The sequence below is a fragment of the Mycobacterium sp. DHQP2018-32-09 genome (assembly GCF_058148405.1).
The window spans coordinates 74,013-86,899 of sequence record NZ_JBYVYK010000005.1 but is presented as its reverse complement, the minus strand read 5'-3'; the positions used below and the strand labels follow the sequence as shown (position 1 = coordinate 86,899).

Here is a 12,887-nt window from a genome sequence, read left to right as displayed (position 1 = left end):
GCGGCGAGATCCAATCTGACATGCCAGGTGGCGCGCGTCGTATATTCGTCCGGTGCGAGCGAACGGTGACCGACCGGCCGGCAGCCCACTGCTGTCCGACCGTGCCTTCGAGGCCATTCGCGACAAGATCGTCTCGCTGCGGATCCCACCCGGCGCCCCCATCGAAGAGGAGCAACTCGCCGACGAACTCGGCGTGGGCCGCACCCCGGTGCGCGAGGCCATCAAACGGCTCGCCCACCGCAAGCTGGTGGTGATCTACCCCCGCAGCGGCAGCTATGCCGCCGAACTCGACCTCGCCGATCTCGAGGCCCTCTGCGACCTCCGCGAGCGCCTCGAGGGACTGGCCGCGGAACGCGCCGCCACGGCGGCCCGCTACGAGGAACGGCAGGAAGTCGCCGCCCTGCTCGACGAACTCGACGCCACCACCGACCCGGCGGCGCTCTTGGAACTCGACGTCGTGGTCCACCGCGCCGTGCACCGCATGGCGCACAACCCCTATCTGCTCGACGTGCTCGGGCAGAGCCTGGACCTGTCGCTGCGGATGTGGAACCTCGCCAAGGAGCGGCTGCCCGACCTCGACCCCCACGTGCACGGCCAAGGCGAGGTGCTACGAGCGATCCTCGCGCGCGACGCCGTCCGTGCACGCGCACTCGCCGAGGCGCACGTCCGAGAGTTCGAGGACGACATCCGGACGATGTTTTGATCCGGCGGGGTTCTGATCCAGCGGGGTGCTGATCCGGCGGGTGTCAGTTCCCCGCCACCACGCGGTCGAGCATCTCTCGAGCCCGGCACACGGGGTCGCACGATGCCGCCAGGTTCTCGGCGCGATCGATCCGCGTCCAGTCCAAAGTCCATCCCGCACGCACGGCCAGCTCGGCGAGGAACAGCCGCAGCGTGCGCCCGTTGCCCTCCCGGAAGGGGTGCAGGAAGTTGAGGGTGGTGAAGTACTGCTCCAGCCCGTCGACGAACTCCGAACGCGACCGCCCCGCCAGGAACTCGTCGGCACGCAACTCCGCGAAGATCCGCGACGCCATGGCCTCGATGACCCTGGCGGGGGCGAACGGACGCATGGGGTCGCCGACCTTGCGCAGATCGACCCGGCGCACCTCGCACGCGAACGGATAGACGTCGCCGAAGAGGAAGCGGTGCATGGCCCGCAGGTGCTCGAAGTCGAGGTCGCCCGGCAGCGGCTGCTCGGTGAGTTGCACGTGCCGCACGATCACGATGTCGTGTTCGGCGACGGCAAGCCCCTCCTCGGTGCGCGCGCCGAGAAGGTTGCTCAGCACCCCGGTGTCGGCGTCGAGGTACGTGACGCGCTCGCGCACTCAGCCGCCGTCCGGATGTCCCGGCACCGCATGTCGAGCAAGGGTGCGGCGCACCAGCTCGGCCGCGTCCAGCTCACCCCGCCGATAGCGATCGAGGTCTGCGGCCAGCGCCGCCGTCGGGCCGCCCGCCTCCAGGCGTGCGGTGTGCACGGCGGCCGCGACGGCATCATCGCGGCCCATGTGACCTCCAACTGATATTTCTCATGTCGATGACTGATCGACTATTGACAGTGAAGAGTGATCACGATCATATTCGAGATCGGCCGCACGCCTTCCCGGAATCCACCGTCGAACTCGGGTGCGCTGCGGACTCCCAGCAGAAGGGGCGACATGACGTCCACCTCCATCGAACCCGTCCTCTACGTCGACGGCGCGTGGCTTCCCGCAGCCGACGGCGGTGCCCGCGAGATCGTCAACCCCGCCGACGGCAGCGTCGTCGCCGTGGTCGCCGAGGCCGGCCCCGACGACGCCCGAGCGGCCGTCGCGGCCGCGCGCCGGGCGTTCGACGACTCCCCCTGGCCGCACACGCCGGCCTCCGAGCGCGTGGCGATCCTGGCGCGCATCGCCGACCTGCTCGACCGCGATCGCGACGACATCGCGCGCACCGAGACCCTTGACACCGGAAAGACCCTGCGCGAGAGCCACATCGACATCGACGACGTGATCTCGGTGTTCCGCTACTACGCCCACCTCGTCGCCGTCGCCTCCGACCGACTGGTCGACGTGGGCGATCCGACCATCATCAGCCGTGTGGTGCGCGAACCCGTGGGCGTCTGCGTCCTGATCGCGCCCTGGAACTATCCGCTCCTGCAGATCGCCTGGAAGGTGGCACCCGCCTTGGGGGCGGGCTGCACCATGGTGCTCAAGCCCAGCGAGGTGACCCCGCTCAGCACCGTCGCGCTGGTCCGGCTGATCGAGGAAGCCGGCGTCCCCGCGGGCGTGGTCAACCTGATCCAGGGCAGCGGCGCCCACGTCGGTGACGCGCTCACCGACAACGCCGACGTCGACCTCATCTCGTTCACCGGCGGTGCCGCCACCGGTGCCGCCATCGCGCGCGCGGCCGCCCCGCACGTCACCAGGGTCGCCCTGGAGTTGGGCGGCAAGAATCCGCACGTCGTCTTCGCCGACGCCGACCGCGCCAGTGCCATCGACGCCGTGGTGACCGGAGTGTTCCTGCATTCGGGGCAGGTGTGCTCGGCGGGTACCCGGCTCATCGTCGAGGACTCCATCGCCGACGACTTCGTCGCCGCGCTCATTCCGCGGGCCGAGGCCATCCGCTTCGGCGACGGCATGGACCCCGCCAGCCAGACCGGCCCCCTGGTGTCGATGGCCCACCGCGAGAAGGTGGAACGCTACGTCGCCCTCGGCATCGAGGAGGGCGCCACGCTGGTCACCGGCGGCCGGCGGCCGAGCGCTGCCAAGTACGCCGGCGGAAGTTACTATCCACCAACCATCTTCGACCACTGTGACCGGAGCATGCGGGTCGTCACCGAAGAGACGTTCGGCCCCATCCTCACCGTGGAGCGGTTCGGCAGCGAAGCCGAGGCCATCGCGCTGGGGAACGACACCAGCTACGGGCTGGCCGCAGGTGTGCGCACCGGCGATCCGGCCCGCGCCGAGCGCGTCGCCCGCGCGCTGCGCCACGGCACGGTGTGGGTCAACGACTTCGGCGTCTACACCGCAGCAGCCGAATGGGGCGGCTTCGGCCGGTCCGGCAACGGTCGCGAACTCGGACCCACCGGACTGGCGGAATACCAAGAGCAGAAACACATCTGGACCAGTACGGAACAGAAGGAGGTGGGCTGGTTCACCGCATGACCCCGGTGCGCGGCACCGGCGTCGCAGACATCGCCGTCGTCGCTGCTCCCGCGCACCAGTCCATCGAAAGGGCACACCCATGACACCTTCGGTCCCCTCCTCCCCCGACTCCTCAGACACCCACGGCCTCGGCGACTTCGGCTACAAGGAGTCCCTCGACCGCAGCATCGGCAAGTTCGCGAGCTTCGCGGCCGGCGTCAGCTACATCTCGATCCTCACCGGCACGTTCCAGCTGTTCTACTTCGGCTTCGGCACGGGCGGCCCCGCCTACCTCTGGTCGTGGCCCATGGTCTTCGTGGGGCAAATGGCGGTGGCGCTGTGCTTCATGGAACTCGCCGCCAAGTATCCCGTCGCCGGGTCCGTCTACAACTGGAGCAAGAAGCTCGGCAGCCGCCTCGTCGGATGGACGTCGGGCTGGCTGATGCTGACGGCGTCCATCGTGACGATCTCGGCGGTGGTGCTGGCCTACCAGCTGAACCTCCCGCGGCTGTGGAGCGGTTTCCAGATCATCGGTGACGGCACCGGAACCTACGACTTCGCCACCAACGCCGTGGTTCTCGGCACCGTGCTCATCGTGTTCACCACGTTGATCAACGCGCTCGGGGTGAAGCTGATGTCGCTGATCAACAGCGCCGGCGTGTTCATCGAACTGATCGCCGCGGTGCTGATCGTCATCATCCTGGCGATCAACGTCAAGCGCGGGCCGGACGTCTTCTTCTCCACCGAGGGCTACGGCACCGGTGGCAGCCTGGGCTACCTCGGTGTGTTCTTCGTCGCCTCGCTGGCATCGCTCTACGTCATGTACGGCTTCGACACCGCCAGCTCACTGGGCGAGGAGACCGTCGAGCCACGAAAGACCGCACCCAAGGCCATCTTCCGGGCCATCCTTGCGTCGTTCGTCATCGGCGGCGGCATCCTGGTGTTCGCCGTGATGTCGGCCCCGGACCTCTCCGACCCGCAGATCGGCGAGAGCAGCGGTGGCCTGCAGTACATCGTCGAGCAGGTGATGTGGGGCCCGCTGGGCAAGGTGTTCCTGGTCTGCATCGTGGTGGCGGTGACGGTGTGCACCCTGGCCGTGCACACCGCCGCCATCCGGCTGACCTTCGCGATGGCCCGCGACAACGCCCTACCGTTCGGCGAGAAGCTCGCGACGGTCAACCCGAAGACCCAGACGCCCATCGTGCCCGCGGTCACCATCGGGATCATCGCGGCCGTCATCCTCGCCATCAACATCGGCCAGCCCAAGATCTTCACGGTGCTGACGTCGATCGCCATCATCATGATCTACCTGGCCTACCTCATGGTGACCGGCCCGATGCTCAAGAAGCGTCTCCAGGGCCAGTGGCCACCCAAGGATCTCGCCGAGGGCGGGTACTTCACCATGGGCAGGTGGGGTCTGCCCGTCAACGTGTTCGCAGTGCTGTGGGGCGCGACGATGGCCCTCAACCTGGCCTGGCCGCGCGTCGACGTCTACGGCGACCCCTGGTACAACACGTGGGGCGCCTTCGTCTACATCGGCGTGATCCTCGGCTCCGGGCTACTGTGGTACGCCCTCAAGGGCCGCCACCACATCGGGACGTTGAAATCGCATGCCGCGCAGACCAAGGCCGAGGCGGGCCCCGACGAACTGGCAGGAAAGGCCTGATGACGGACACGTCTGACACGACCACCTTCGACTACGTCATCGCCGGCGGCGGTACGGCGGGCTGCGTGCTCGCCGCCCGGCTGTCGGAGGATCCCGACGTCACCGTCTGCCTGGTCGAGGCGGGACCGTCCGACGTCGGCGACGACGCGATCCTGGTCCTGCGTGAGTGGATGCACCTGTTGGATTCGGGCTACGACTGGGACTACCCGGTGGAGCCCCAGGAGCGCGGCAACTCGTTCATGCGGCACGCGAGGGCCAAGGTGCTCGGCGGGTGTTCGTCGCACAACTCGTGCATCGCGTTCTGGCCGCCCGCCGAGGCCCTCGACGAGTGGGTCACCATGGGCGCCTCCGGGTGGGGTGCCGCCGACGTGCTGCCGCTCACCGAACGCCTCACCAAGACGGTGCTGCTGCGCGACGTGCCGCCCGAGGATCCTTGCGGTACCGCGGTTCTCGAGGCCGCCGCGCTGGCGGGACTGCCGACGGTGGCGTTCAACCGCGGCTCGACGGTGCGCAACGGCGCGGGCTGGTTCCAGATCAACGCCGCCGAGGACGGCACCCGCATGTCGACGTCCCACGCCTTCCTGCACCCCATCCTCGGTACCCGGACCAACCTCGAGGTGCGCACCCACTGCTGGGTGTCGGAGATCCTGTTCGACGAGGCCAATGCGGCCACCGGGGTGCGCTACCAACGCCCCGACCTCACCGGCTACGACACCGTCACCGCACGCCGGGAGGTGATCGTCACCGCCGGGGCCATCGACACGCCGAAGTTGTTGATGCTGTCGGGAATCGGGCCCACGGCGCACCTGCGCGAGATGGGCATCCCGGTGCGCGTCGACTCCCCGGGGGTGGGGTCCAACCTGGACGACCACGTCGAAGGCCTGGTGTTCTGGGAAGCCGCCAAGCCCATGGTCACCACGTCCACCCAGTGGTGGGAGATCGGACTGTTCACCACCGTCGACGAGGGCGTCGCACAGCCCGACCTGATGATGCACTACGGCAGCGTGCCGTTCGACATGAACACGCTGCGCCACGGCTATCCCACCACCGATAACGGATTCTGTCTGACGCCCAACGTGACCCAGGGGCGGTCCAGGGGCACGGTGCGCCTGCGCAGCCGGGACTTCCGGGACCGGGCACGGGTGGATCCGCGGTACTTCACCGACCCCGAGGGATACGACGACCGGATCATGCTCGCCGGGCTGCGCCTGGCCCGCACGATCGCCAAGCAGGCGCCGCTACGGCCGTGGATCGCGCGCGAACTGGCACCCGGTCCCGACGCCGTGACCGACGACGAGCTGCTGGACTACGTGCACCGCTGCCACAACACCGTGTACCACCCGGCGGCGACCGCGCGGATGGGAGCTGCCGACGACCCAGTGGCGGTGCTGGATCCGCAGCTGCGCGTCAAGGGCGTCGACCGGCTGCGGGTGGTCGACGCGTCGGCCATGCCCAAGCTGCCCGCGGTGAATCCCAACATCACGGTGATGACGATGGCGGAGAGGTGCGCTGACCTGATCCGCGGACGTTGACCGGCGGTGGTCGACGACGAGGCCGAGATCCGGATCCAGGTCCAGACGCAGGCCCTGGAGAGCTACCTGGGCGCCCGCCCGCCGTTTCACGCGATGGCGGCCGCCGATCGTGCCGCGCTGGCCCGGGCGGCGACGTCGCACGACTTCGCCGCCGGTGAGGTCGTCGTCGACTACGCGGCCGGCGCACCCGCCGAGATCTGGGTGCTGCGGACCGGCCGGGTGGTGCTCACCTCCGACGGCACCGACGAGGCCGAACCGGTCGACGTCGTGGAGCCCGGCGGCGTGTTCGGCTATCTCCCGCTGCTCAGCCACGGCAAGGTGACGTTCGTCGCGCGCACGGTGGAACCCAGCACGGCATTGCGGCTGCCGGGCGAGCTGGTGCGCACGGCGTTCACCAACCCCGACGGCCTGTCCTACCTGGCGTCGTCGGCGTGGGACGTCATCTCGACGCGATCGCGTGCCCAGCAGCCGTCGCTGACCGCCGTCGGGGATCTGGTGCCCGGCCCGCCGGTGTTCACCGATCCGGGAGCCTCGGTGCGGGATGCGGTGCGGCACATGACGGCCCACAAGGCCACCTACGTGCTGGCGCGGCTGCCCGACGGCACGCTGGGCATCTTCACCGATCGCGACCTGCGCAGCCGGGTGGTGGCCGCCGACGTGCCGCTGGACGCGCCCATCGGGTCGGTGATGAGTTCGCCGGCGCGCACGGTGACCGCCGACCGCGCCGCGGCGACCGTGCTGATGGACATGCTCGAGAGCGGGCTGCGGCACCTACCCGTGCTGGATCGCCTCGGCCGCGTCCTGGGCGTGGTCGAGGAGTCCGACGTGGTGGCCTCCGGGACGCGGCAGAGCTTCCTGGTGCGCCGTGCGATCGCGTTGGCGGCCGACGCCACCGAGCTGGCGGCGGCGGCGACGAGGGTGCGGGGCCTCGCGGTGGACCTGTTCCGCGGTGGCACCGACGCGGCGGGCACCAGTGCGGTGCTGTCGGTGGTCACCGACGCGGTGGTGCGACGTGCGCTGGAACTCGAGTGGGCCGACGCGGCACCCCGGTGGCGCCCGCGGGTCGCGTGGCTGACCATGGGCAGCGTCGCCCGACGCGAGGCCATGCCCTCCTCCGACGTCGACAGCGCACTGTCCTGGGCGCAGGATGCCGACCAGCACGCGGCGGCCCTGCGCGGGGTCGCACGGCGGGTGCACGTCACGCTGGATGCATGTGGACTACCGGCGGACACCAACGGTGCGGTGGCCTTCGAGCCGCGGTTCTCCCGGTCGACCGGACAGTGGACCGACGCCGCGGTGGGGTGGCTCACCGAGCCGCTGCGCGACCGGGGCCTGATGATGTCGTCGCTGCTGCTCGACGCCCGGGTGGTGTGGGGCAACGCCGCTTTGCACACCGCCCCGGAGGCGTTCTCGCGGATGCCCGCCGAACACCCCAATGCCCTTCGGCTGCAACTGCTCGACGCGCTCTCGGACAAACCGCGCACGCGCTCGCTGCGCGACGTGGTCGCCCGCCGCGGCGGCACGTTCGACCTGAAGGCGCACGCGCTGACACCGATCGTCAACCTGGCCCGGTGGGGCGGTCTGACGGTCGGCATGGTGTCGGGGTCGACGCCGGCGCGGCTGGCGGCCGCCGCGGGCAACGGCCTGCTGACCGACGCCGACGCGACGGCGCTGCGCGAGGTGTTCGACCTGCTGCAACGGCTGCGCATGGCGCACCAGATCGATCAGCTGGCCGCGGGCGTGCCGCCCGGTGACGTCATCACCCTCGCCGAACTGTCACCGTTGAGCCGCAGCCTGCTCGGCGACGGCCTCCGTCAGATCGCCGCCGTCCAGCGCCGGGTGCGCGGGCAGGCCGCCGCCCGCGCGCTGCAGGGTGGTTGACGCGCTACAGCACCACCACCGACCGCAGCACCGCGCCGGCGTGCATGGTCTCGAACGCCTGCTCCACCTCGTCGAGCTTGACGCGCTCGGACACGAAGCGGTCCAACGGAAGTCGACCCTGAAGGTACAGGTCGACCAGGGTCGGGAAGTCCCGCTCCGGCAGGCAGTCCCCGTACCAGGACGACTTCAGCGCGCCACCCCTGGAGAAGAAGTCGAGCAGCGGCATCTCCAGCGTCATGTCGGGGGTGGGCACGCCGACCAGGACCACCGTGCCTGCGAGATCGCGAGCGTAGAACGCCTGCTGCCACGTCTCGGGTCTGCCGACGGCGTCGATCACGACGTCGGCGCCGAAGCCGCCGGTGAGTTCCCGCACGGCGGCGACGGCGTCGTCGGTGGCGGCGTCGACGGTGTGGGTGGCCCCGAGATCGCGGGCCCACTGCAGCTTCTGGCCGTCACGGTCGATCGCGATGATCGTCCCCGCCCCGGCCAGCCGGGCGCCCATGATCGCGGCGTCGCCGACGCCGCCACAGCCGATCACGGCCACCGAGTCGCCGCGAGACACGTTGCCGGTGTTCACCGCTGCGCCCAGGCCCGCCATCACGCCGCAGCCGAGCAGCCCCACCACCGCGGGGTCGGCGTCCGGATCCACCAGCGTGGCTTGACCGGCGTGCACCAGCGTCTTCTCCGCGAACGCGCCGATGCCGAGCGCCGGCGTCAGCTCGGTGCCATCGTCGAGCGTCATCTTCTGGCGGGCATTGTGCGTGTCGAAGCAGTACTGCGGGCGGCCGCGCTTGCACGCGCGGCACTGCCCGCACACGGCCCGCCAGTTCAGCACGACGAAGTCCCCGACCGCCACCGAGTCGACGCCGGGGCCGATCTGGTCGACGATGCCCGCGGCCTCGTGGCCGAGCAGGAACGGGAACTCGTCGTTGATGCCACCCTCGCGATAGGTGAGATCGGTGTGACAGACCCCGCAGGCCTGCACCCGGACGACGACCTCGCCGGGGCCGGGATCGGGGATGGTGATCGTGGCGACCTCGACGGGTGCGCCCTTGCTGCGGGCGATGACTCCTCGAACCCGTTGCGGCATGGGTGATTCCTCCTGACGGCGTGGGCGTGCTGGTGTGGGACGGGATCAGAGCGTGACGCAGAGCCGGAACGCGTCGTACACGGCGGCGTGGATGTTGCGGCTGGCGACGGCGTCGCCGATGCGGAACAGCTGGTAGGACCCCCCAGAGTGCCGAGTAACGTTCTGGGGCAACAGGTTCAGTAGCGCTTGCTGATCCACTTCGCCCAGATTGGTCGACCCCGGCACCAGCGCGAAGTACAGCTCGTCGGACGGCAGCGTGCCGTGCTCCACGACCACCTGGTCCACCACACGCCGTCGCGTCACGTGGGCGTACTCGTTGTGGAGGTCCACCTCGAGGCGGCCGTCCTTGCGTCGCACCGCCACCAGTCGTTCGTTGAGCGTCACCCGCACGTCGTGTTCGGCGAAGACCTTGAAGTACCCGGGGTAGTTCACCCCGCCGACGTCGGGTGCCAGCGTGCGCTCCGGGGTCACGAACTCCACGGGTGCGCCGCTGCGCGCCAGCATCTCGGCGGCGTCCATGCCGGGATGCCCGCCGTTGTCGTCGTAGCACATCACCTCGCCCTTCGGGCGCACGGCGCCGCACAGCACGTCCCAGGCGTCGGTGACCAAACCGGCTCCTTCGGTGAGGAATTCGGTGTTGGGTACCCCGCCGGTGGCGACGATCACCAGGTCGGGGTGTTCGGCGAGCACGTCGTCGGCCTCGGCGTAGGTGCTGGTGCGGATGTCGACGTCGAGCAGTTTGCACTCGGCGAGCCGCCAGTCGACGATGCTGATCAGATCGCGGCGGCGGGGGGACGAGGATGCCAGCCGGATCTGGCCGCCCGGGGCGTCGGCGGCCTCGAACACCACGACGCGGTGGCCGCGCTCGCCGAGCACGCGGGCCGCCTCCAGCCCCGCAGGCCCGGCGCCGACGACGACGGCGGTGCGGGCGGTCCCGGTGGCGGGTGGGATGCGATGGGGCATGCGGTCTTCGCGGCCCGTCGAGGGGTTGTGGACGCACTTGGCGTCGCGGTTCTGGTAGATCTCGTCGAGGCAGTAGCTGGCGCCGACGCACGGTCGGATCCGTTCCTCCTCGCCTGCGCGGATCTTGGCGACGATGTGCGGGTCGGCCATGTGCGCTCGGGTCATGCCGACGAGATCGATGATGCCGTCGCGGATCGCGTGCCGCGCCGTGGCGACGTCGTTGATCCGCGCCGCATGCATGACGGGGATGTCCAGATCCCGTTTGACGCGACCGGCGAACTCCAGGTGCGGCGCCACCGGGGTGCCCATGGGCGGGATCACCCGCGACAGCGCCTCGTCGCTGGCCATGTAGCCCTTGATGACGCTGATGAAGTCGATGCCCTCGGCGACGATCCGCTTGGCGATCTCGATGCCGTCCTCGTAGCGCAGGCCGCCCGGGGTGTCCTCGTCGAGCGACATGCGGATGCCCACCGCGAAGTCGGGGCCCGCGGCCTCGCGCACGGCGCGGACGACGCGCAGCGGGAAGCGCAGCCGGTCTTCGAGGCTGCCCATGCCGTATTCGTCGTCGCGGTGATTGGTCAGCGGCGACCAGAACGAGTCGAGCAGGTGGGTGTAGGCCTCCAGTTCGACGCCGTCGAGGCCGGCGTCGCGGCAGCGCGCGGTGGCGTCGGCGTAGGCCTTGACGATGCGGTCGAGGTCCCATTCCTCGGCGACCTTGGGGAAGGCGCGGTGGGCGGGCTCGCGGACCGCCGACGGGGCGATGACCGGCAGCCAATCGCCGTCGTAGTTGCTGGTGCGACGGCCCAGGTGGGTGATCTGGCACATCACTGCGGCACCGTGTTCGTGCACGCCGTAGGCGAGTTCGCGCAACCACGGCACGATTTCGTCCTTGTAGACGTGCAGGTTGCCGAAGGCCGCCGGGCTGTCGGGCGCGACCACCGCCGAGCCGCCCATCATCGTCAGACCGATCCCGCCCTTGGCCTTCTCTTCGTGGTAGAGGCGGTACCGCCGCTTGGGCATGCCGTCCTCGGTGTACGACGGTTCGTGCGACGTGCTCACCACGCGGTTGCGCAGTGTCACCTGTCGCACGTCGAAGGGCTGGAGCAGCGGATCGAGCAGCTGATGCGACACGGGACGACCACCTTCTGAAATGTCAGACGTTGGGACTAACACGTCAATTACTTCGTAATGTAGGTCACTCGAGCACGGCGGTCAATGGTTCGAGCGCATCGATATACTAGTCAAGCGCGTCTTGATATATTACGATCGTCGCATGTTGTCGGCGGTTTCCGCGGCGCCCCGGGCCGACGAGGAACTGGCTGCGGCCACCGCCAGCCTCTACCGGTTGCCCCGCGGATCGGACGTGCCCGGCCTGGCTCGCGCCGCGGAGTTCTTCCGACGCCTCGGCAACCCCCAGGACGCGGCACGCACCGTGCACGTCGCCGGGACCGCCGGCAAGGGATCGGTGTGCGCGTTCGTCGCCGCCGTCCTGCGCGCACACGGATTCCGGGTGGGCACCCAGCTGTCGCCGCACGTCCGGTCCATCCTGGAACGGGTCGACGTCGACGGCTCCCCCGTCGCGGCACCCGACTTCGCGGCCGCCGTCGCACGCATCACGCCCGTCGTCGACGCCATGCGGGTCACTCCGCTGGGAACGCCCACGTTCTTCGAGGCGCTCGACGCCGTGGCCTTCACCGAGTTCGCCCGTGCCGCAGTCGACTACGCCGTGATCGAGACCGGGATCGGCGGTCTGCTCGACGCCACCAACACCATCACCAGGCCCGACAAGCTAGGCGTCGTCGGCCGCATCGGACTGGACCACACGCACCTGCTCGGCGGGACCGTCGCCGAGATCGCGCGGCACAAGGCGGGCATCCTGCCCACCGACGGGGTCGGGGTGGTGCTGCGGCACCCACGGCCGGACGTGCGCGCCACCATCCGGCGGATCGCCGACGCGCGAAGGTGCCGCCTCGAGGTGGTGGACCCGCGCGCGATGGCGTGCACGGTCGACGGGTCCGGGACGGTACTGCGCATCGGCGGGCAGGCGTTCCGACTCGGCCTGCAGGGTCGCCACCAGGGCGTGAACGCCGCATTGGCACTGCACGGCCTACGCCACCTGGCGGCCAGGGACGGCTGGACGCTCGACGTCGGCGCCGTGCGTCGCGGGCTCGGCCGGGCGTGGCTGCCCGGACGGTTCGAGCGCCGCGTACTCGGCGGCAGGGAGCTGGTGCTCGACGGAGCGCACAGCGCCGTGAAGCTAAAAGCACTCGTCGACACCGTCCGCGACGTCTACGGCGGACGCCGCGGGGTGTGGGTGCTCGCCGCCAAGGCGGACAAGGACCTGCGCGCCATGGTGGCGGCCGTCGCCCCGATGGCGGCGGCCGTGGTGGCCACCGAGATCCCGCACCGCCCCGGCGAACCCGCCGCCCCCACGATGCCCGCGCGTGCCGTGGCGGCCGTCGCGCGAGCCCACGGGCTGCCGACGCTCGCCGTCGCCGATCCGGGCGAGGCCGTGCTGGCCGCGCTCGACATCCGGGAGTCCTCCCGCGACGTGGCCTGCGCCGAGGCGCCCGTCGTCGTCACCGGGTCGTTCCTGCACCTGGCCGCAGCGGCAGCGGCCGTGCGGTAGGCGC

At 70.2% G+C, this 12,887-nt stretch carries 10 protein-coding genes; 6 read left to right on the top strand and 4 right to left on the bottom strand.

Annotated features, from left to right (window positions below; translation table 11 throughout):
- Positions 1 to 52 precede the first annotated feature (52 nt).
- Complete coding sequence (locus tag AC30CM_RS04295; protein WP_490115581.1) at positions 53 to 703, top strand: GntR family transcriptional regulator; 651 nt, start codon at positions 53 to 55, stop codon at positions 701 to 703.
- Positions 704 to 746: 43 nt separating this feature from the next.
- Here the strand turns inward: AC30CM_RS04295 and AC30CM_RS04290 are convergent, their stop codons facing one another.
- Positions 747 to 1,325, bottom strand: a complete 579-nt coding sequence (locus AC30CM_RS04290) for a Fic/DOC family protein (RefSeq protein WP_490115580.1) — start codon at positions 1,323 to 1,325, stop codon at positions 747 to 749.
- Positions 1,326 to 1,505: an antitoxin VbhA family protein gene (locus AC30CM_RS04285; protein WP_490115579.1), complete on the bottom strand. Its 180-nt coding sequence runs from the start codon at positions 1,503 to 1,505 to the stop codon at positions 1,326 to 1,328.
- A gap of 150 nt (positions 1,506 to 1,655) precedes the next feature.
- Here AC30CM_RS04285 and AC30CM_RS04280 point away from each other — a divergent pair, with 150 nt between their 5' ends.
- The 4 genes from AC30CM_RS04280 to AC30CM_RS04265 all read left to right on the top strand — a co-directional run bounded on the left by AC30CM_RS04280 (position 1,656) and on the right by AC30CM_RS04265 (position 8,201).
- A complete protein-coding gene (locus AC30CM_RS04280) occupies positions 1,656 to 3,143 on the top strand; it encodes an aldehyde dehydrogenase family protein (protein ID WP_490115578.1) in 1,488 nt (495 codons plus the stop codon).
- Between the two features lie 79 nt (positions 3,144 to 3,222).
- Positions 3,223 to 4,788 carry an APC family permease gene (locus tag AC30CM_RS04275; RefSeq protein WP_490115577.1) on the top strand — a complete coding sequence of 522 codons (1,566 nt, stop codon included), beginning with the start codon at positions 3,223 to 3,225 and terminating at the stop codon, positions 4,786 to 4,788.
- Positions 4,788 to 6,320: a GMC family oxidoreductase gene (locus tag AC30CM_RS04270; RefSeq protein ID WP_490115576.1), complete on the top strand. Its 1,533-nt coding sequence runs from the start codon at positions 4,788 to 4,790 to the stop codon at positions 6,318 to 6,320. Before AC30CM_RS04275 ends, AC30CM_RS04270 begins: the two co-directional genes overlap by 1 nt.
- A gap of 93 nt (positions 6,321 to 6,413) precedes the next feature.
- Entirely contained in the window at positions 6,414 to 8,201 is a 1,788-nt protein-coding gene (locus AC30CM_RS04265) for a putative nucleotidyltransferase substrate binding domain-containing protein (protein ID WP_490115625.1), read from the top strand.
- A 4-nt stretch (positions 8,202 to 8,205) separates the two neighbouring features.
- On the opposite strand, the gene AC30CM_RS04260 is transcribed toward AC30CM_RS04265, so the two are convergent.
- Together AC30CM_RS04260 and AC30CM_RS04255 are read right to left on the bottom strand one after the other, a co-directional pair.
- A complete protein-coding gene (locus tag AC30CM_RS04260) occupies positions 8,206 to 9,291 on the bottom strand; it encodes an S-(hydroxymethyl)mycothiol dehydrogenase (protein ID WP_490115575.1) in 1,086 nt (361 codons plus the stop codon).
- Positions 9,292 to 9,336: 45 nt separating this feature from the next.
- Entirely contained in the window at positions 9,337 to 11,385 is a 2,049-nt protein-coding gene (locus AC30CM_RS04255; RefSeq protein WP_490115574.1) for an oxidoreductase, read from the bottom strand.
- Positions 11,386 to 11,527: 142 nt separating this feature from the next.
- Between AC30CM_RS04255 and AC30CM_RS04250 the strand changes: the two genes are divergently transcribed.
- Entirely contained in the window at positions 11,528 to 12,883 is a 1,356-nt protein-coding gene (locus AC30CM_RS04250; protein WP_490115573.1) for a bifunctional folylpolyglutamate synthase/dihydrofolate synthase, read from the top strand.
- Positions 12,884 to 12,887: the final 4 nt, after the last annotated feature.

Excerpts from the sequence above, each read along its gene's own strand:
- AC30CM_RS04285 (WP_490115579.1), bottom strand. The coding sequence starts at position 1,505 with ATGGGCCGCGATGATGCCGTCGCGGCCGCCGTGCACACCGCACGCCTG.
- AC30CM_RS04280 (WP_490115578.1), top strand. The coding sequence starts at position 1,656 with ATGACGTCCACCTCCATCGAACCCGTCCTCTACGTCGACGGCGCGTGG.
- AC30CM_RS04275 (WP_490115577.1), top strand. The coding sequence starts at position 3,223 with ATGACACCTTCGGTCCCCTCCTCCCCCGACTCCTCAGACACCCACGGC.
- AC30CM_RS04270 (WP_490115576.1), top strand. The coding sequence starts at position 4,788 with ATGACGGACACGTCTGACACGACCACCTTCGACTACGTCATCGCCGGC.
- AC30CM_RS04265 (WP_490115625.1), top strand. The coding sequence starts at position 6,414 with ATGGCGGCCGCCGATCGTGCCGCGCTGGCCCGGGCGGCGACGTCGCAC.
- AC30CM_RS04260 (WP_490115575.1), bottom strand. The coding sequence starts at position 9,291 with ATGCCGCAACGGGTTCGAGGAGTCATCGCCCGCAGCAAGGGCGCACCC.
- AC30CM_RS04250 (WP_490115573.1), top strand. The coding sequence starts at position 11,528 with ATGTTGTCGGCGGTTTCCGCGGCGCCCCGGGCCGACGAGGAACTGGCT.